A 19,123-nucleotide genomic window follows, 5' to 3' on the forward strand; every position below is an offset into this window, starting at 1 on the left:
CATTAAGGCTTTGGAGACTCCCTTTTTTAATTCTAATATGCACAGCACTTCAATCCTCTATGGTAGATAAGTCACCTGTAGGAAGGTTAAGCTCCCAGGCTTTCAACACGCGTCTCATAATTTTACCGGAACGGGTTTTGGGTAGCTTTTCCTTAAACTCAATTTCGCGTGGAGCAGCATGAGCAGACAGCCCTTCCTTAACGAAGCGATAGATGTCCTGCTGTAAAGCTTCAGACGGTGCATAGCCTTCACGCAGTGCAACAAAAGCCTTGATAATCTCTCCCCGCACGGTATCTGGTTTTCCAATGACTCCGGCTTCCGCTACTGCAGGATGCTCCAGAAGCTTGCTCTCCACCTCAAAAGGGCCAATTCGCTCCCCGGAGGAGTTAATGACATCATCAATCCTACCCTGAAACCAGAAATATCCGTCCTCATCCATGTAAGCTGAATCACCCGATACATACCAACCGGGAAAGCGGAAATATTCCTGAAACTTGTTCGGATTGTTCCATATACGATTCATCATGGATGGCCATGGTGTACGGATCGCCAAGTGGCCCATCCGGTCAGGAGGCAACACCTGCCCTCTGTCGTCCAAAATAGCAGCCTGAATACCTGGGAGTGGCTTTCCCATCGAACCCGGCTTAATTGGCAGCTCAGGGTAATTACAGATCAACTGTGCTCCTGTTTCCGTCATCCACCAAGTATCATGAATTCGCTGTGTATACACTTGCCATCCCCATCGCACCACTTCTGGATTCAACGGTTCCCCAACGGATAATACATGCCGCAGACTGCTAAGATCATATTTGGAAACAACCTGCTCCCCTGCGCTCATCAGCATCCGAAACGCTGTAGGAGCACTATACCATATGGTCACTTCGTGACGCTCAATCGTGCGGTACCAGTCTTCCGGGCTGAAACGCCCCCCACGAATGACATTCGTCGCCCCATTTAGCCATGGAGCAAAAATACCGTATGATGTTCCCGTGACCCAGCCAGGATCAGCAGTACACCAATACACATCATCTTCCCGCAAATCCAGCACCATTTTGCCAGTATAGTAATGCTGAATCATCGCATTTTGCACATGATACACGCCTTTGGGCTTGCCTGTTGAGCCTGATGTATAGTGAATAATTAATCCATCTTCACGATTCAACCATTCTGGCTCAAGTTCCTCTGAGGACATAAGCATTTCTGTCTCGAAATCGATAATCCCCTGCTCGCGTGCATCCATATCACCAACCACAAAAATATGTCGCAGCTCAGGAAGCTCCTCACGTTTTACCCGTGACAGAAGCGCAGGTGTGGTCACTAATGCCACTGCCCCACTATCCTCCAATCGATCCTTAACCGCAGTTTCCATAAACGCCTCAAACAATGGACCGACAACAGCTCCTACCTTTAGAACACCAAGTAAACTAATAACCAGCTCGGGTGAACGTGGCATGAAAATAAATACCCGCTCCCCTTTACCAATACCGTATTTCCGCAGCACATTTCCGAACCTGTTAGAGCTAGCACGAAGCTGAGAGAAGGTGTAGGTTTCATGACGGTTTGCGTCACAATACAATAGTGCCGCTTTCTCACCTCGTCCTTCCTGTACATGTCGATCAATGGCTTCATGTGCCATATTGACCTTGCCTGTTTCATACCACGTAAAATGACGCTCTGCATCCTCCCACTGAAAGTTGTTGTAAGCTTGTTCATACGGGCCCATGTTGGATGTGGGAACTACAGTCTGGAGTTCTTCAATCTTCATGCGTTAAGCCTCCTCACAATGGATTAATGAGAATCACACAGAACAAGATAACGCTTACAAAATCAATAAAGCAGATGAAGTCCTTTGGTGTACTGGTTGATTTAAGCACTTAATTGTGAACATTTTATGTCTAAAACAGTATATCATAGGTCAGGATGTGACGACCATCCTTTTCATTTAATTGTTTTTTTGCTATAAGTAGGGGATATGAGGAACGAGCTCATGGCGAACAAGGAGGGCGTACACATGCAGCATTTAAAACTGTACCACTTGGACACGCTGGATCATAACGGACAAACAATCTATGTAGAAGGCCCCGTATCCGCGGATCAACTGCGTTCATTTCAAATGCACAAGCAATTAGATGCCTTTCGCAAACCAAAGGAACAGTTCGACGCGTTGGTGGATATTTCAGAACTGCCAGAAGGCAGAATTATCATTGCCCACAACGGGGAAACCCTTCTGGGATATGTTACTTTTCATTACCCAGATGAGATGGAGCGCTGGTCGGAAGCTGGCATGAAGGATTTACTGGAACTTGGAGCTGTTGAGGTAGCCGATGACTATCGTGGTCTGGGCCTGGGTAGCCGAATGATTCGGATTGCCTTTGAGGACAGACAACTTGAATCCTATATTATTTTTACCACCGAATACTATTGGCATTGGGATTTAAAAGGCAGCGGTCTCTCCGTATGGGAATACCGCCGCATGATGGAACGTCTGATGAAAACTGTAGATATGGTCTGGTACGCCACGGATGATCCTGAAATATGCTCACATCCTGCTAACTGTCTGATGGTACGAATGGGAAAGGATGTGCCCCTCGCATCACAGGAGCAGTTTGACCATATCCGGTTTGTCCGAAGATTCATGTATTAAAAAATTATACCCTTATCCCAAATGCTTGAGCATGAACTCCACAATACGATGCGAACGATGTGAAGCTTCTACCGTAAATTCAGCATAATTAACGTGAGCCGATCCATCAGCCTTATCTGACATAGATCGTAGGACAACATAAGGCACAGCGTTCATATGAGCTGTCTGAGCCACAGCTGCACCCTCCATTTCGGTACAAGCACCGTCCATTTCCTGATGCAATGCAGTCACTAACTCACGATTTGCAACAAATTGATCGCCAGAAAGTACCTTGCCGACAATATACCGATCGCCAAACGATTTGCAGGCTTGCTCAGCTAGACTTGCAAGCTCGGGATCAGCCACAAACTCTGAGGTGTCCTGATAAGGAATGACCCCTCTGGCATAACCCAAAGGCGTTACATCCATATCATGCTGCATACATGTTGATGAGATGACAATATCCCCAATGTTTAAATCGGGATGAACTGCCCCTGCCACTCCCGTAAATATAATCTGTTCTACACCAAAATGATCAATCAGGATTTGTGTTGTTACCGCAGCATTAACCTTGCCTACACCGGATTTGCAGACAACGACTCTTTGCCCGTGAATGATTCCTGTGGTGTACGTGATTCCAGCCTTGACCGTCTTGCTCGCTTCCGTCATCGCTGCCAGCAGCAATTCAATTTCTTCATCCATAGCACCCATTAATCCGTAAAGTCGGCTCATTACGCATCCCTCTATTCTTGGTTTGATGATGATGTCCATAAGAAGCTTTATATCCGCGAAAAAAGCTCCATCAAAGGAGCTTTCATCGAAGGTATATCCTATTCAGCACTGCATCTAGTCTAAATAATTAACTGACAACCGCAAAATAGTTTCATGCGGCAAAATAACGCGAGGGTTCTCCACGTTTTCCTTTTTCATCAGCTTGGTCAGCAAACGCATCGCTACCGCACCCAAATCGTACATCGGTTGCGCGACGGTTGTCAGCTGAGGACGAACCATAGAGGCCATACGAATATTGTCAACACTGATTACCGAAAAATCATCAGGAACTTTCAAACCCTCATCCTGAATACTGTGGATCGCACCAATTGCCATTTCATCCGTAGCAGCAAAAATCGCACTTGGCTTCTTCTTCAGGCCGAGAAAATATTTCATTGCTTCGACACCGGATTCATAACGGTAGTTCCCGATTCGCACGAGATCCTCCTGATAATCAATTCCGGCTGTTTCCAGTGCTCTCTTGTAACCTTGGAAACGTGCATAGCCGTTTGCAGGGTCTTGAAGCGTACCACTGATCATTGCGATTTGACGGTGTCCATGGCGGATCAACGTGTTTACTGCATCAAAAGCAGCGGCTTCATGGTCGATATCGACCGAAGGATAGCTTCCTTTTTCATCACTCGTTGCACATAGAACAATAGGGACCGCAGCTGTATGGAACGCCTGAATATGCTCGTCCGTTACTGTACCACCCATGAACAGAAGACCATCCACTTGCTTTTCAAGCAATGTGTTGATGACACGAATCTCTTTTTCTTTTCGCTTGTCGGCATTACACAAAATAATATTATAGTGATACATATTCGCTATATCCTCAATACCGCGCGCAATTTCTGCAAAAATTGAGTTCGATATATCCGGTATAACCACGCCGACGGTCGTTGTCTTCTTGCTGGCCAGACCTCTAGCGACCGCATTTGGGCGATATCCCAATTGTTCAATCGCTTCGTACACTTTCTTGCGGGTCTGAGGTTTCACATTAGGATTATTGTTAACTACGCGGGACACTGTGGCCATTGAGACACCAGCTTCGCGAGCTACATCATAGATCGTTACCGTCACATTCCTTCTCTCCATTGCCAATAAATTTTCAACCGAATCCTAGATCAACTAATTAGAACCATGATACGACAAAATACTACTTTATGCAACGACAGCACACATTCTATCTATGTGAGATGATCGTGGAGTGCACGGGCTGTAATATTCGAATGGGATGTATGCCAAACAGCCTCTCCGCCCTTGATTAAAATGGCCTGCGGGGATTCATGCTTCACCTGAAGCCTGTCCGCGGTTTCATTGGACACCGGCCGATCTTCTACTACATAAATGATACCGTATTCAATATTTTCGTTGGGAGCGCCATGCAAATAGGACTCCACTTCCTGATATGCGCCTGCACTTATCGGACAACGTGTGCTATGTTTAAAGAGAAGCAACGGCTTGTCTGATGACGCTTCCAGAGCCGTATTTAATTGTTGAACAGTAGTCATTTTTGTCATCGTCGCCATTGGATATACATTCCTTTCTGTGTCTTGTCGTATGGCCTATTCACATCGTAACAAAAAGAACATGTAAAATCCAATGGTGACCATGAAAATTTTCATATTTTTTAGTTTTTTGTATTCGTAAATACCGATTCACTGGTAAAACCGGATAATTGAACCAATTTTTTCTCTACATCATTCATCCAATCTTCGTCTCCCAGACTTCTCGCATAGCGATAAAGATCCAGTAAGAGATTAATTCGAAGCTCCATGCGCTCCTCCAAAGCAGATTGCCAATCCACATTGGGATTGTCCGCTTCCTCCAATACAAGCTTGCGAATTATTTCTGCCAGTTCATTGTTGCGAGCAAAAGATATTCTCCGTGCCGTAGGTTTGCTCCCTAGACTTTGTAATAGTGCCTTAATGTCCTTCGTCACATGCTGCAAAACCTCACTGGAAAAGCATGACGAGCATGAGAATACAGGGACGTGCAAAATTTCAACCTTGCCCGCATAGATTACCTTTCGCAGTTCCAGTCCCATCGGTTTGCCACATTGACATTGCTTCTGCATTTAACCACCTCATTACGTAGGATCAAACTATACGAGGATCTCATCAGAATCCAAATATATCTATCTACTAGTCTAATAAATAATTGTTAACTCCATTAAATCTATCATACCTTGTTTTATTTCGACTTTGGGACCTCAAATCCTTCCACAGATTGCAGCTATGAACAAATTACCAAAGCTTTGGCGGGTCAGAAAATGACGACAATTGCTGTCAAAGAGCAGACTACTAACATAAGAATCTGCGAAGGAATGGACTTCGAGCGTTCTTTTTCTTAAGATGTAAAAGTACAGATTACAAAACAGAGGTGTCATCATGTGACGCACGAAAGGATGGTTGGATGTCAAGACTTGCCGGAAAAAAGGTTATCGCCCTGGTGGATGAGGAATTCGAGGATCTGGAGCTGTGGTATCCGATTTACCGTGTTCGTGAAGAAGGCGCAGAAGTGCATTTAGCCGGTGCGGAAAAAGGTAAAAAATATATTGGAAAATATGGCGTACCTGCTGAAGCGGAATATGCCTTTGAGGAACTGAATAGCAGTGATTATGACGGGATTCTCGTCCCTGGCGGTTGGGCACCTGATAAACTGCGCCGCTATCCCAAGGTAATTCAACTCGTACAGGAGTTTCATGCTGCTCATAAGCCGATTGGACAAATCTGCCATGCAGGCTGGGTACTGATTTCTGCTAAAATTTTGGATGGTGTTACGGTAACCTCCACACCAGGTATTCGTGATGATATGGAGAATGCAGGAGCTATTTGGAAGGATGAGGCAGTTGTGACGGACGGACATATTGTATCTGCTCGTCGGCCGCCTGATCTTCCACCTTACGGAAAAGCGTTCTGCGATTTGTTAGCAGATAACACCCAGAAATAAGAGATTAAGTTAATTTTCCGTAATCTCAAGAGGCTGTCAACAAGATGAAAAAAAGAACCTTCAAAACCATGAATAAGTGGTTTTGAAGGTTCTTTTTCGTCCAAGCCGTGCTACGCCATTAAGGTTTGCTACGACAAGCTCAACAGTACGGGGTGTTGGCTGTGCAAAGCTTTGCGGACATTATATATTACTGCCGTCCAGGCCCGGCCGGAGTGCAGCTGACATTAGCTGCAGTCAGCTTGTCTTCGATCGCTGCACCAGTGGACATGCCAAAGCAAACCTGAGCGACTGTCGTTGCCTCAGATGCAGTCGTATTCAGCACACGATGCTTGACCCGCAACAAAGATTGGGGAGACATGCTGAGTTGATGTATCCCCAGTTCCAGCCAAAGAGGAACGGAACGTTCATCTCCAGCCATCTCACCACATACACTTACATCAATTCCTGCTTGATGTGCCGCTTGTGCAGTCATGCGCAACATTCGAAGTACAGCTGGATGGTATGGATGGTACATATGTGCAATCTGCTCATTCATACGATCTACAGCCAGCACATACTGAACCAGATCATTCGTTCCGATACTAAAAAAATCTGTTTCAGCTGCCAATAGATCAGCGATCATCGCTGCTGCCGGTACCTCAATCATGATTCCACGCTGAATGTTCGGATTATAGGCAAGCCCTCTTGCATCCAAATCCGCCATAGCCTCCTTCAAAAGAGCATCTGCCTGGCGGACCTCCTCCACGGATGAGATCATCGGATACATTACCTTGATATTTCCCGTTGCACTGGCTCTTAAAATTGCAGTCAACTGGGTTTTAAACAATTCCTTCCAATCCAGACTGATCCGTATAGCACGGTAACCTAGAAAAGGATTTTCTTCCTCTGGTAGTTGAAGATAGTCCAACGGCTTATCTCCACCGATATCCAATGTACGGATGACTACAGAGTGGTTTCCTGCCTTTTCCGCTATCAGCCGATATACTTCATACTGCTCCTCTTCATCTGGAGCAGATTTGCGATCCATGTATAAAAACTCCGTGCGGAACAGTCCCACACCTTGAGCGCCATGCTTCAAAGCTGCCTCCAGCTCTTTAATCGAACTAATATTGGCCGCTAGCCTCAGGGTGGTTCCATCCTTGGTCACGGCATCTACAGAAGCAAGCACCTGAAGCTGCTCTTTTCTGCGTCGCTGCTCGTCACGCAAAATTTTATAATGATCAGTTACCGTTTTTTCCGGATTCACATAAACTTTGCCCAGGTCTCCATCCACAACCATCATATCTCCCGTTTGAACGGGCAAATTCAGATTGCTCTCCAGTCCTGAAACGAGTGGAATACCAAGTGCGCGGGCCATGATCGCAGAATGTGATGTTTTCCCACCATTCATAGTTACAATCCCTAAAACATAGCTAGGATTCAAGTGTGCCGATTGGGAGGGTGAGAGCTCCTTGGCTACCAGAATATAGGGCTGTGTATCCTTGGGAAGAGTCACTTCCGGTGCACCCAGCAAATGCTTGAGCAGCCGGTTTCCCACATCTTTGATATCGATTGCCCGCTCCTTCATATATTCATCATCCAGTAAATCAAACATTGTTACAAAATGATCAATGGCTTCCTTCACGGCCACCTCGGCCGCCTTATACTGACGCTCAATAATTCCGCGAATTTCATTCATGAATTCTGGATCTTCCAATATCGCAAGATGAGCATCAAAAATGCTGGATTCCTCCGGCCCCACCATCTCTCGAAACTCATCCTTAATAAACTGGATCTCACTTTTGGATGTGCGTATCCCTTCATACAACCGTTCAAATTCCTTTGCAAGATCTACCGCATCCATTTTTTGATCAGGTAAATCCCACTCCCAGCTCGGCAGGACAAATGCCTTCCCGATTGCCACACCTGCTGCGGCGCCGATGCCTTCTATCATGTTTCTACCCCTCCAACATTCCTGTCATGCAGCACAACGGACATTACCGAGGCCTGACCTTTTTTCACTGTTTTAAACGGAGCAAAGCTCCACGACTTGACGCGATCCGGATTCGTGATGACCATAGGAGTCACCAGTGATGGAGCTTGCTCTCGCAGCGCCTGCAAATCAAATTTGATCAGCAATTGCCCCGGTTCCACCGTATCGCCTGCTTCTACCATAGCAGTAAAATTTCCTTTTAGCTGTGAAGTATCAATCCCTATGTGGAGCAGAACCTCAAGTCCCTCTCGTGTGGAGATGCCTAAAGCGTGCATAGTCGGATACAAGTGCATCACAGTACCATACACTGGAGACACAAGTTCACCACGTTCAGGAACAAAAGCAACACCGTCCCCGACCAGCTTCGTCGCAAAAATTTTGTCAGGCACTTCATGAATCGGGAGCATTTTTCCATGTACAGGAGCGTTGAACAAAATTTGAGGGAGATCACGCTCCATCAGCTTCGCGATTTCCTCACGAATCAGTTCTGAATACGTTCCGAATACAACCTGCAAATTACCTCCACCCAGATTGATAAGCCCGGCCGATCCCAAAGCCTTCATCGCTCCGGTATCGATCAGTCTGTCATTGTGGACGGTCAGCCGCAAACGTGTGATGCAGGCCTCCACCTGCACAATATTTTCCTTCCCGCCAAGTGCTTCCAAAATAAGCGGAGCACTATAAGGAATATTGCCGGCCCAATCCTCCAGAACCGAACCTTCCTCGCGCCCAGGAGTTGGAATACGGAACCGCCGGATAGCCCATCGAAACAGTACATAATACACAAGCCCGTATGCCACTCCCACTGGAATTAACAACCAGGCGTTATGTGAGAGATGAAAATTAAGGACATAATCTATAAAACCCGCCGAATAGGAAAATCCGTGATGAATATCCAGCTCAAAGGTAAGCCACATGGCCAGCCCAGACATAACCGCATGAACGAGGAACAAATAAGGTGCTGCAAACAAAAAGGCGAACTCGATCTGTTCCGACACTCCGGTAAAAAAGCAGACAAGCGCAGCCGTCAAAAATGTTTTTTGCACCTTTGGCTTCAAATCTTCACGCGCTTCCTGAATGATCGCCAGCGCAATGGCAGGGATCGCAAACATCATAATGGGGAACAACCCGGACATGAAATAGCCCGCTGTCGGATCGCCAGCAAAAAACCGGGGTAAATCTCCCTGCACAACGTTGCCAGACGGCGTTTTATATGTACCCAGTTGAAACCAAAAAATATTATTAAGCAGATGGTGCAGACCAAAGGCCGCCAGCAACCGATATAGAATACCGTAGATAAACAGTCCAAAGCCGCCCAAGCTCGATTCCAGACCTACTATAAATTGCAGCCCTCTCTGTATGAGTGGGGCAATAATTAGCATGAGTCCTGCAAACACAGCCGAAAAGAGGCCAATAAGCAGCAGAACAAATCGGGTACCCCCAAAAAACTGAAGCACCTCGGGCAATTTGATGCTTTTGAAGCGATTATAAGCCACCCCTGAAATGACCCCCAAAATGATACCAATGAGCGTCGCCGGTTGAATGAGTCCGTTTCCAAATCTCAATGTGACCTGATCATATATAGCCATACCAGCTAATGCTGCCAGTCCCGCCTGACCTGCCTGATTCGACATCCCCAGTGCAACACCAACCGCAAATAAATATGGCAAAAAATAAAAAATCCCATGTCCCGCCGCATTTGCCATATCAGACACCATAGGGAATCCCCATGTGGACCAAGGAAGGCTGCCGAGACTTAGCAATATTGCAGCGGCTGGTAGCACCATCGTCGGGAGCATGACAGCACGACCGAGCTGTTGTAAGGATCCGAGCCAATTCATGGCATTCCTCTCCTTTCTATCCCTGATGGTAAGCCGAATAAATACTTTTGTCAAAGCAATGATTCCATCTGCCAAAATATTTATTTACGCTTCTACAGGTCAAAAAACTTTATCACCACAAAAGATAACACTATGAATCCGTCTAGACCATTTTCATCATCAGGCATACATACATTATATGGATTGCTAAAAGTATAATATACTTTACCATATTCCTCATTTCGCACCAAAAACCTTCAACCCTGTGAAGCAAGGGAAGAAGGTTTTCATGTGCGTATAGCACGGGTCACTGATCCTTGTTTATCCTTTACGTACAGCCTGGGTCACTGAGTCCTCCACCTTAATGCAACGATCCATAATAACCGTCATTCCATGCTCCTGCGCAATGTCAGCGGCTTCCTGGCTTATAATCCCCTGTTGAAGCCACAAAATCTTAGCTCCAATAGCTGCTGCTTCACGCGCAACCTCTGCACAGTATTCACTGCGGCGGAATACATTGACCAGCTCCACAGGCTCAGGTACTTCAGCAAGACTGGCATAACAAGTCTCCCCAAGAATCGTTTGCCCTGCCGCCGCAGGGTTAACCGGAATAATCCGGTATCCCCGCTTCTGCATGGCATAAGAAACCATATAAGAGGTTCGATCTGATTTATCAGACAAACCAACAACCGCAATATTGCCTACTTGTTCCAAAATGGTTTTAATCTCTTCTCTCGACGGATTTTCAAAAGCCATCCTGTTCCCTCCTATTCGCATCTTCGTTTGCTTTTATTTTACCCATTCTACAGAAGCACCAAGCGTCGTTAGATGATCAAAATACTGCGGATACGATTTGGCGACATGATGTGCATCCTTGATCACTAACGGCTTCTGTGAACGCAAACCTACAATCGTCAAGGCCATAATAACACGGTGATCAAAATGCGCGTTAATTTCCACGCCACCTTCGACACCCTCCGGTCTGCCATGTACGATAATTTCCGCTTGGCGTTCTTCTACCCGAGCTCCAGCCTTGGTCAGCTCATTCAAATAATCGGTAATGCGGTCACATTCCTTATACCGTAAATTCTCCACGTTATAAAAGCGGGACGTGCCTTCAGCAAATACAGCCGCAGCCACCATTGCAAGCACAGCGTCTGTTGCAGCATCACCGTCAAACTCGACAGCTTTCAATCGGCCATTGCCCTTCACGACAACGGTATCGTTCTCGTGTGTCAGTGGCACTTCCATCATGCGCAGCACATCTACGATAGCGCGTTCTCCCTGTTTGCTCTGCTCTTTAAGACGATGAATGGTAACATCAGAATTCGTTACTGCAGCAGCCGCTAGCACCGCTGCACTCCCTGGATAGTCTCCCTGTACAATATACGTACGTGGCTGATAGGATTGCCGCCCCGGGACACGGAAAGACATGTAATCATCGCTTGCATGAATGATAATACCAGCCTCTTGCAATACCTCCAGGGTCTGCCCAATGACCACCTTGGATTTCAAGTCATGCAGCACTTCGATTTCACTGTCTTCCTCCAGTAAAGGCGTAAGGAATAGCAAGGCGCTCAAATATTGTGAGCTAACCGAGCCGGACACCTGAATTTTACCGCCCTTCGCCTGACCACCCTGAATACGAATTGGCAACTTACCTTCACGATGATCTACTTCCACACCCAGTTGCCCCAGTGCATCGATTAGATCATCATGTGGTCTCTTACCCAATGAGTCGGGATATGTATTAACAAATGTAACATCCGGACATAGAGATGCAATACCCATCAAAAAACGGAGCACCGCTCCTGCGTTTCCCACATTCAATTCCTTCACAGCTTGAGGATGGCTACCAAAACCTGTAATAACTATTTTTTCATCATCCTCTTCCAGTACTGCACCCAGATCGGCGATACAACGACGCATAGCATCACTGTCTTCACTATGGGCTGGATAATAAATGGTACTTTGTCCCTCAGCAAGTGCCGCAGTGAGCAGATAACGGGTAGTGTAGTTTTTGGAGGATAGGGCCCCAATCTCTCCTTGCAAGGAAGGGGTAGGTCTAACGATAACATCCATAATGTACATGCTCCTTTTCGGTTCAAACCATCCTATTTTACGTTAATTATACAAGTTGTAGCATTCATTTCTCCACCCAAAAAATAAGAAATATTAATCTAGGTCGCCCGAGTGAATCCCGTCGGTTAATTAATCTATACCTGCCTTTAGGATTAAGCCAATTGACAGCCTAGAGATAGCTTAGCTATCATACATAGAGTATGTGTGACATTTTGCACACATCAAAAACATACGCAGCACCCATTATTTATCAGAAAAGAGGTCCGGCCATGACGCAAATCGCCCTGATTGAACCTTCTGAGTTGCGCGCACGTCTGCAAGCAGGAGAGCAATTGCAATTAATCGACGTCCGCGAAGCGGAAGAAGTAGCGGAAGGCATGATTGAAGGTGCCAAGCACATTCCGCTCGGACAACTTCCGGGTCGTCTTGAAGAAATTGAACGCACCGGTGAAATTATCTTTATTTGCCGGAGCGGTTATCGCAGTGAACGAGCCTGCGAATATCTACAGCAGCTAGGTTATGAAGGCTGTACTAACATGACCGGCGGCATGCTGCAATGGGCACAGGAGCAATAGAAAACCTACTTAACAAAAGAGACGGGAACTTCCCGTCTCTTTTGTTTTAACTCAAAGCTTAGACGCGGTAATGCATTAAAACGTTCTGTCCCTATCATACCATAGCCTCAAAAGATTACACAATCCTCTACTACCCTAGAATGATATCCATAATTAAAAATTAAAAAACGGAAGCTTCTTCTACCCATAGGGCAAAAAAGCTTCCGTTGTATTACATAATGCTATTCATGCATATCCGTCCGTTCATTAGAACCATTGATGATGGAATACGCCTTCTTTGTCCACACGTTTGAACGTATGGGCACCAAAGTAGTCACGTTGTGCTTGCAGCAGATTTGCTGGCAAACGCTCAGTCCGGTAGCTGTCATAGTATGCAAGCGCGCTGGAGAAGCCAGGCACTGGAATACCTTGAGATACAGCTACGGAAATCACTTGACGCCATGCATCTTGATACGTTTCAACTACATTTTTGAAGTAAGAATCCAGTAACAGGTTTTTCAAGGCAGGGTCGCGGTCATATGCATCCTTGATGTTTTGCAGGAATTGCGAGCGGATAATGCAACCGCCGCGGAAGATCATAGCGATTTTTCCGTATTTCAAATCCCAATCATATTCATCGGAAGCTGCACGCATTTGAGCGAAACCTTGAGCATAGGACACAATTTTACTTGCAAACAGTGCTTTACGTACGCTCTCGATAAATTCTTTTTTGTCGCCGCTGAAGGACTCAGCATTAGGACCGCTCAGCACTTTGCTTGCCGCAATGCGCTCGTCTTTCATAGCAGACAAGAAGCGGGAGAATACGGATTCGGTAATCATGGACAATGGCACACCCAGATCCAAAGCGCTTTGGCTTGTCCATTTACCTGTACCTTTTTGACCAGCAGCATCCAAGATAACGTCTACCATTGGCTTGCCTGTTTCAGTATCGTATTGGGAGAAGATGTCAGCTGTAATTTCGATCAGGTAGCTGTCCAGTTCCCCTTTATTCCATTCCGTGAAGATTTCATGAAGCTCTTCCGCATTCACGTTCAGGACTGATTTTAACAGGTGATAAGCTTCACCGATCAATTGCATGTCGCCGTACTCGATACCGTTATGCACCATTTTTACATAGTGACCAGCACCGTCGGGACCGATATATGTACAGCATGGGTCGCCTTCCACTTTAGCAGAGATTGCCGTCAGAATTGGCTCTACCAGTTTATAGGCACTTTCTTGTCCACCCGGCATAATAGCAGGACCATTCAAGGCACCTTCTTCACCACCGGATACGCCTGTACCAATAAAACGAAGTCCTTTTTCCTCCAGCTCCTTGCTGCGGCGCTGTGTATCAGGGAAGTAGGCATTGCCTCCGTCTATAATAATGTCGCCCTTGTCCAGATGAGGCACAAGCTGTTCAATCGTGGCATCTGTTGCTTTACCAGCTTGAACCATGATCAGGATTTTACGGGGTGACTCCAATGAGTTCACAAATTCTTCAATAGAGAAAGTACCCGTCAGTTTTTTACCTTCTGCTTCTTTGATAAGATCGTGCGTTTTTTCTGGAGAGCGATTAAAAACCGAGACGGTGAAGCCTCTGCTCTCAATATTAAGGGCTAAATTCTTACCCATTACCGCCAGGCCGATCACACCAATTTGCTGTTTTGCCATCTGGTTCCTCATCCTTTGCAACATATTTTGTCTTCTACATCGCCGCTTTACCGCATTACACTTTATGTGAATCGGAACACGTGCACTTCTATTTTAACGTTTTTGGTGTCAGAAGTGAACCCCTGTCTATTCACAGATCAAAACACCCCATTTTCATGAGGTGTTCAGATGTATTACACTTCCATCATCAACAGTTGGTGGGATAGCGTTTGCAGGCGTTCATGGCAATTCCCGATTTTAGCCTTATCTCCGTCTGTCATCGCTGTGAACAGTTTCTCCAATTCATCGTCTACTTCCATTTTGAGCAGCAGCAGCCGGGTTTCCCCTTCATTGGAAGCGTACATATCCTCCATTTCCTGTGCGGACAGCACCGGTCCTTTCTGATAAATGACACGCTGCTTAAAGCCTGTAACCTCGACCAGACGAATAACCTCACCGAACAAAATATTTTCTACTAAAATATGATGATCCTTAACTCTTTTGACAATGGCATGACCTCGGGTGCTTCCAATCAGCTTCTCCAACCACTCAGCCAGCTTGGCATCGCGGATTACATAATCTCCAGCCAACTTGTAGTGTCCTGTACGCAGCTGTTGAAAACGGAGCTTCACCAGCTTGCGGCCGGTTCTCACCGACAAAACCAGGTACGACTCATCCTCGCTCCAGTACAGCGAATACCCTTCCGATATCAAATCCTTGATCAGATTATGGATATGCCGACGGCTAAACCGGAGCTCTAGATTGCAATATTCTACCTCACAGCCCTTGTTCACGGCATTCCCTCCTTTTTCAAGTCCGATTCAAGAAGTCCGGCTACAGCAAGCCTGCGGCTTTCCCGCTTGATCTTCCCTTGCTCTATTTTATACTTCATTTTATGTAAGGGTACTTGGTTATTTGACCTATTTTTATGAGTAACAGCGCACAATCCTACTTTTGCCTTATATGCTTGTTTCAAACCTGGTCTAAAGTCGGCCAAGCCCGGCGGCATTATGCTATAATCGGACATATTACGCCACACGACATGGCTTAACCCAGTTACAGGAGGAAAAGGAATGACATTTAGTGGATTTACTGCAAAGGACTTCGATGTTTTTGAAATACCGGGGTTGGAGCCTCGTATGGAAGTGCTGATTCAGCAGGTTCGGCCCAAGCTGGAGGCAATTGGCGAGGAATTGGCCCCGTTCCTGACAGACTTATGTGGGGAGCCTATGCACGTTCACGTTGCCAAGCATGCACGACGCAAAGTCAATCCCCCCAAAGATACTTGGGTTGCCTGGGCGGCAAACAAGCGCGGATACAAGGCGCTGCCGCATTTTGAGGTAGGCATGTTCGCTTCCCATCTTTTCGTCATCTTCGCAATTATTTATGAAAGCCCGAGCAAAGCTACATTTGCCCAGGCGCTCGAAGCCAACCTGAGTGATGTACGTTCTAACCTACCGGATCATTTTTACTGGTCCATGGATCATATGGCTCCAGAAGGCACAGAACAACAACATATGGCTAATGAAGATTTTCAAACGATCATCCACAAGCTGCAACAGGTAAAAAAAGCGGAGGTCATGTGTGGAATCCGTATTGACCGAGAAGATCCACTCGCCAGCGACGGGGCTGCATTATTACGGGCAGTGCGTTCTACCTTTGAGCATTTGCTGCCGCTGTACCGAATGTCTTTCTCGAAAGAGTAGCCCTCGCCGCTTTTCAAGGTGCTGTTCAGGCCTCCACACTCTTCCTGCGTGGATTACGCGCCAGAGCCAGGTGGCAGCCAAACATGAGCAGCATCACGACCCCACTGATGATAAATGGTGCTGTGTGTCCGGCACGGTCCCATAGCACTCCTGAAACGAGCGGGCCTATAACCATGCCGGAGCCTTGAAGTGTTAAAAAAAAGCCCCATACCGTTGCTCGCTCGCTTTCCGGAATCAGTCGGGCAAGAAATGTGTTCCATGCAGGCAAAATGAGCGCATATCCCAAACCAATAAGCGCTACGGATACAAACACCAGCGGAATAGATCGAACGATTGAAAAGAGAAACAGTGTAATTCCGGCTAGCAAAAAACCAACATGTAGAAAATACTCCGTTCCAAGTCGGTCGACCAACTTGCCGCAAGGGATCAGTGCCAGCACAGTCACCCCACCGCCTGCAATCAGGAGGACGCTGTACAGGTTTGGTGAAATCCCGAGGTCCGTCCGAGCGTATAGCGTCAGTACCGGGCTGATTAAACCGATAACAAAAGACTGCAAAAACAGCGCCGGGTAAATTAACGGATTGACGTTAAGCTTTGTTTTGAGCACGCCAATCGTCTCCTGGATTCCTTTCAGAACTCCCCGCTTCTGCTTTATGTGCCCATCAGACGACACTAGAGCGCTCTGTTCGAGGTCACCTTTGTTAGCAGACCTTTTCGGTCCTGGCAGCATGAGAGCAACCAACAACAATACAACACTGCATCCTATCAAAATCATGAACACCATGCCGTAAGAATGCCCATAGTGGGATATGGCGAAGTTCATAATGAGCGGACCCAATCCCGTTCCGCCCATAGACGCAATTTCCAGTGTGCCCATCGCCGCGCCATTGCTGTTATTAGGCCCGGACATTTCGGTCGTTCCGGTCATAACACAAGGCCAGAGCGGAGAAGTACCCAGACCGAGCAGCAGACACGCGACGACGAGCCACACGGGCTCTGACAGTACGCTCAGCATAATAATAGCTACAAGCGTAAACAACAGTGCGGTCGACATCGTTCCACGGTAACCAAGCCGTTCAGCCATCCAGCCCGCCGGTGCCCGGAACGCATTGTCTCCAAAATATTGAAGTGAAAAGGCTAAACCAATAATCCCGGCTGACAAACCAAGCGTTTCTCCCATATATACCGGAAGGATGGATACCAGAAGAGATCCTTTCATAAATTCGACTAGAAATACCAAAACCCACAATTTGCTAAAAAAAGGAGTCCACAGCCGCTGCGGAGCTTCTTTTCGTCCTTTTTGCCACATCTAATCCACATCCTCCACCTTCGTTTTTTGGCTATAAAGACCGGGTTCTCCGCCTACTCCACTCTTTCGCAAATAAATGCGCCCTCAATCGCTTGCATTCCTACTTCAAACTGCTATACTCAATTTTGTTCTATTATCACTTGCACAGGATTGTCGAAATCCTGCACGAAAGGTTGTGACAACACTAATGAATCAAAGCAACACCCCGCTTTTTACTGCTTTGAAGAAGCACGCTCAGAGCAACCCGGTTCAATTTCACATCCCAGGTCATAAAAAGGGAGTCGGAGCAGATCCGGAATTTCGCGAATTTATGGGGGATAATGCCTTTTCCATAGATATGATCAACATCGCTCCATTGGACGATCTGCATCAACCAACAGGTGTCATCGAAGAAGCCCAAAAGCTTGCAGCAGATGCCTTCGGAGCAGATTATACTTACTACAGTGTACAGGGGACAAGCGGAGCCATCATCACCATGATTATGTCCATTTGCTTGCCAGGTGATAAAATTATTGTACCCAGAAACGTACACAAATCTATAATGTCTGCCATTATCTTTGCTGGTGCAAAACCAGTATTCATTTCTCCAGTCAGTGATGAAAATCTCGGTATTCACCACGGGGTTACAACCAAGTCCGTACGCCGGGCATTGGAACGCCACCCTGACGCCAAGGGCGTCCTTGTTATCAACCCGACATATTACGGTGTGTGCGCCGACTTAAAAGAAATTGTAGATCTCGCTCACAGCTATAATGTGCCGGTCCTGGTCGATGAGGCTCACGGGGTACTAATTCATTTTCATCCTGATCTACCGATGTCCGCCATGGAGGCGGGAGCAGACATGTCAGCTACAAGTGTCCACAAGCTGGGCGGTTCCTTGACACAAAGCTCGATCTTGAATGTAAATACGAAAAACGGATACGTTAACCCACAACGTGTACAAACGATTTTCAGTATGCTGACAACGACATCCACTTCGTATCTCCTGTTGGCTTCCTTGGACACATCCCGACGCAACCTAGCACTTAACGGTCATGAAATAGCACAACGAGCCCTTGATTTGGCTGAATATTGCCGCTCAGAGGTTAACAAGATTGAAGGACTATATTGCTTTGGTAGTGAAATTCTCGGCACGGAAGCTACCTACGATTATGATCCAACCAAAATTACGGTTCATATCCGTCATTTAGGTCTTACCGGATACGATGTCGAAAATTGGCTGAGAGATCACTACAATATCGAGGTTGAGCTTAGCGATATGTACAATATTCTCTGTTTGGTGACCCCTGGTGATACCAAAGAGGAAATTGAAATTTTGTTGAAAGCTCTGCGTGAGCTGGCTTCTCTGCACTATTCCACAGGTCAGGAGCATGAGCTGGTTGTAAAGATACCGGATATCCCTCAGCTCTCCCTTATTCCAAGAGACGCTTTTTATGGAGATACGGAAATCGTGCCTTTCAAGGAATCTGCTGGCCGCATTATTGCAGAATTCATTTATGTGTATCCACCTGGTATTCCGATTTTACTGCCAGGAGAAGTTATTTCGCAGGACAATATTGATTATATTGTTGATCATGTAGAAGTAGGCCTGCCTGTTAAAGGACCTGAGGACCGAACAGTACATCAGGTGAAGGTTATCGTCGAGACTGACGCTATTTCATAATATTGAACTGTCAAC

Annotated in this window: 17 protein-coding genes; 5 read left to right on the forward strand and 12 right to left on the reverse strand. The window is 46.5% G+C overall.

Annotation, left to right across the window (positions count from 1 at the left end; all coding sequences use genetic code 11):
• Positions 1-49: 49 nt before the first annotated feature.
• The gene (gene acsA, locus JOE49_RS21645; protein WP_028540545.1) at positions 50-1,765 is read right to left on the reverse strand and encodes an acetate--CoA ligase; all 1,716 of its coding nucleotides are present in this window, start codon (positions 1,763-1,765) and stop codon (positions 50-52) included.
• 246 nt (positions 1,766-2,011) lie between these two features.
• On the opposite strand from acsA, the gene JOE49_RS21650 reads away from it, so the two are divergent.
• The gene (locus JOE49_RS21650; RefSeq protein WP_023989332.1) at positions 2,012-2,644 is read left to right on the forward strand and encodes a GNAT family N-acetyltransferase; all 633 of its coding nucleotides are present in this window, start codon (positions 2,012-2,014) and stop codon (positions 2,642-2,644) included.
• Between the two features lie 12 nt (positions 2,645-2,656).
• Here the strand turns inward: JOE49_RS21650 and JOE49_RS21655 are convergent, their stop codons facing one another.
• The 4 genes from JOE49_RS21655 to JOE49_RS21670 form a co-directional block, all read right to left on the reverse strand.
• A complete protein-coding gene (locus JOE49_RS21655; protein WP_068941485.1) occupies positions 2,657-3,355 on the reverse strand; it encodes a 5'-methylthioadenosine/adenosylhomocysteine nucleosidase in 699 nt (232 codons plus the stop codon).
• Positions 3,356-3,469: 114 nt separating this feature from the next.
• The gene (gene ccpA, locus JOE49_RS21660; RefSeq protein ID WP_023989333.1) at positions 3,470-4,477 is read right to left on the reverse strand and encodes a catabolite control protein A; all 1,008 of its coding nucleotides are present in this window, start codon (positions 4,475-4,477) and stop codon (positions 3,470-3,472) included.
• A 107-nt stretch (positions 4,478-4,584) separates the two neighbouring features.
• Positions 4,585-4,926, reverse strand: coding sequence for a bacillithiol system redox-active protein YtxJ (gene ytxJ, locus JOE49_RS21665; protein ID WP_013310927.1), 342 nt, complete (start codon positions 4,924-4,926; stop codon positions 4,585-4,587).
• 101 nt (positions 4,927-5,027) lie between these two features.
• Complete coding sequence (locus JOE49_RS21670; protein ID WP_023989334.1) at positions 5,028-5,474, reverse strand: hypothetical protein; 447 nt, start codon at positions 5,472-5,474, stop codon at positions 5,028-5,030.
• 338 nt (positions 5,475-5,812) lie between these two features.
• Between JOE49_RS21670 and JOE49_RS21675 the strand changes: the two genes are divergently transcribed.
• Entirely contained in the window at positions 5,813-6,349 is a 537-nt protein-coding gene (locus JOE49_RS21675) for a type 1 glutamine amidotransferase domain-containing protein (RefSeq protein ID WP_053325723.1), read from the forward strand.
• A 187-nt stretch (positions 6,350-6,536) separates the two neighbouring features.
• Here JOE49_RS21675 and ptsP read toward each other — a convergent pair whose 3' ends face one another.
• The 4 genes from ptsP to aroA all read right to left on the reverse strand — a co-directional run bounded on the left by ptsP (position 6,537) and on the right by aroA (position 12,223).
• The gene (gene ptsP, locus JOE49_RS21680) at positions 6,537-8,282 is read right to left on the reverse strand and encodes a phosphoenolpyruvate--protein phosphotransferase (protein ID WP_023989336.1); all 1,746 of its coding nucleotides are present in this window, start codon (positions 8,280-8,282) and stop codon (positions 6,537-6,539) included.
• Positions 8,279-10,162 carry a glucose PTS transporter subunit IIA gene (locus JOE49_RS21685; RefSeq protein WP_023989337.1) on the reverse strand — a complete coding sequence of 628 codons (1,884 nt, stop codon included), beginning with the start codon at positions 10,160-10,162 and terminating at the stop codon, positions 8,279-8,281. The genes ptsP and JOE49_RS21685 overlap by 4 nt, the downstream gene beginning before the upstream one ends.
• A gap of 300 nt (positions 10,163-10,462) precedes the next feature.
• Entirely contained in the window at positions 10,463-10,897 is a 435-nt protein-coding gene (locus tag JOE49_RS21690; RefSeq protein ID WP_013310932.1) for a CoA-binding protein, read from the reverse strand.
• A gap of 33 nt (positions 10,898-10,930) precedes the next feature.
• Positions 10,931-12,223: a 3-phosphoshikimate 1-carboxyvinyltransferase gene (gene aroA, locus JOE49_RS21695; RefSeq protein ID WP_209942778.1), complete on the reverse strand. Its 1,293-nt coding sequence runs from the start codon at positions 12,221-12,223 to the stop codon at positions 10,931-10,933.
• Between the two features lie 269 nt (positions 12,224-12,492).
• Here aroA and JOE49_RS21700 point away from each other — a divergent pair, with 269 nt between their 5' ends.
• Positions 12,493-12,798, forward strand: a complete 306-nt coding sequence (locus tag JOE49_RS21700; RefSeq protein WP_160790156.1) for a rhodanese-like domain-containing protein — start codon at positions 12,493-12,495, stop codon at positions 12,796-12,798.
• A gap of 246 nt (positions 12,799-13,044) precedes the next feature.
• Here the strand turns inward: JOE49_RS21700 and gndA are convergent, their stop codons facing one another.
• Both gndA and JOE49_RS21710 read right to left on the reverse strand, forming a co-directional pair.
• Positions 13,045-14,451: an NADP-dependent phosphogluconate dehydrogenase gene (gene gndA / locus JOE49_RS21705; protein WP_028540540.1), complete on the reverse strand. Its 1,407-nt coding sequence runs from the start codon at positions 14,449-14,451 to the stop codon at positions 13,045-13,047.
• A gap of 173 nt (positions 14,452-14,624) precedes the next feature.
• Positions 14,625-15,224, reverse strand: a complete 600-nt coding sequence (locus tag JOE49_RS21710; RefSeq protein ID WP_023989339.1) for a hypothetical protein — start codon at positions 15,222-15,224, stop codon at positions 14,625-14,627.
• 279 nt (positions 15,225-15,503) lie between these two features.
• On the opposite strand from JOE49_RS21710, the gene JOE49_RS21715 reads away from it, so the two are divergent.
• Positions 15,504-16,136 carry a YktB family protein gene (locus JOE49_RS21715; RefSeq protein ID WP_209942780.1) on the forward strand — a complete coding sequence of 211 codons (633 nt, stop codon included), beginning with the start codon at positions 15,504-15,506 and terminating at the stop codon, positions 16,134-16,136.
• Between the two features lie 25 nt (positions 16,137-16,161).
• Here JOE49_RS21715 and JOE49_RS21720 read toward each other — a convergent pair whose 3' ends face one another.
• On the reverse strand, positions 16,162-17,445 hold the full coding sequence (locus tag JOE49_RS21720; protein WP_069080017.1) for an MFS transporter: 1,284 nt from the start codon (positions 17,443-17,445) through the stop codon (positions 16,162-16,164).
• 187 nt (positions 17,446-17,632) lie between these two features.
• Between JOE49_RS21720 and JOE49_RS21725 the strand changes: the two genes are divergently transcribed.
• Positions 17,633-19,108, forward strand: coding sequence for an aminotransferase class I/II-fold pyridoxal phosphate-dependent enzyme (locus tag JOE49_RS21725; RefSeq protein WP_013310938.1), 1,476 nt, complete (start codon positions 17,633-17,635; stop codon positions 19,106-19,108).
• The last annotated feature ends 15 nt before the right edge of the window (positions 19,109-19,123 follow it).

Origin of the sequence: Paenibacillus sp. PvR133 (genome assembly GCF_017833155.1) — a bacterium.
GTDB lineage: Bacteria > Bacillota > Bacilli > Paenibacillales > Paenibacillaceae > Paenibacillus > Paenibacillus polymyxa_B.

Bases quoted from the DNA above. Each gene is read 5' to 3' on its own strand.
- acsA (WP_028540545.1), bottom strand. From the start codon at position 1,765: ATGAAGATTGAAGAACTCCAGACTGTAGTTCCCACATCCAACATGGGC.
- JOE49_RS21650 (WP_023989332.1), top strand. From the start codon at position 2,012: ATGCAGCATTTAAAACTGTACCACTTGGACACGCTGGATCATAACGGA.
- JOE49_RS21655 (WP_068941485.1), bottom strand. From the start codon at position 3,355: ATGAGCCGACTTTACGGATTAATGGGTGCTATGGATGAAGAAATTGAA.
- ytxJ (WP_013310927.1), bottom strand. From the start codon at position 4,926: ATGGCGACGATGACAAAAATGACTACTGTTCAACAATTAAATACGGCT.
- JOE49_RS21670 (WP_023989334.1), bottom strand. From the start codon at position 5,474: ATGCAGAAGCAATGTCAATGTGGCAAACCGATGGGACTGGAACTGCGA.
- JOE49_RS21675 (WP_053325723.1), top strand. From the start codon at position 5,813: ATGTCAAGACTTGCCGGAAAAAAGGTTATCGCCCTGGTGGATGAGGAA.
- ptsP (WP_023989336.1), bottom strand. From the start codon at position 8,282: ATGATAGAAGGCATCGGCGCCGCAGCAGGTGTGGCAATCGGGAAGGCA.
- JOE49_RS21685 (WP_023989337.1), bottom strand. From the start codon at position 10,162: ATGAATTGGCTCGGATCCTTACAACAGCTCGGTCGTGCTGTCATGCTC.
- JOE49_RS21690 (WP_013310932.1), bottom strand. From the start codon at position 10,897: ATGGCTTTTGAAAATCCGTCGAGAGAAGAGATTAAAACCATTTTGGAA.
- aroA (WP_209942778.1), bottom strand. From the start codon at position 12,223: ATGGATGTTATCGTTAGACCTACCCCTTCCTTGCAAGGAGAGATTGGG.
- JOE49_RS21700 (WP_160790156.1), top strand. From the start codon at position 12,493: ATGACGCAAATCGCCCTGATTGAACCTTCTGAGTTGCGCGCACGTCTG.
- gndA (WP_028540540.1), bottom strand. From the start codon at position 14,451: ATGGCAAAACAGCAAATTGGTGTGATCGGCCTGGCGGTAATGGGTAAG.
- JOE49_RS21715 (WP_209942780.1), top strand. From the start codon at position 15,504: ATGACATTTAGTGGATTTACTGCAAAGGACTTCGATGTTTTTGAAATA.
- JOE49_RS21720 (WP_069080017.1), bottom strand. From the start codon at position 17,445: ATGTGGCAAAAAGGACGAAAAGAAGCTCCGCAGCGGCTGTGGACTCCT.
- JOE49_RS21725 (WP_013310938.1), top strand. From the start codon at position 17,633: ATGAATCAAAGCAACACCCCGCTTTTTACTGCTTTGAAGAAGCACGCT.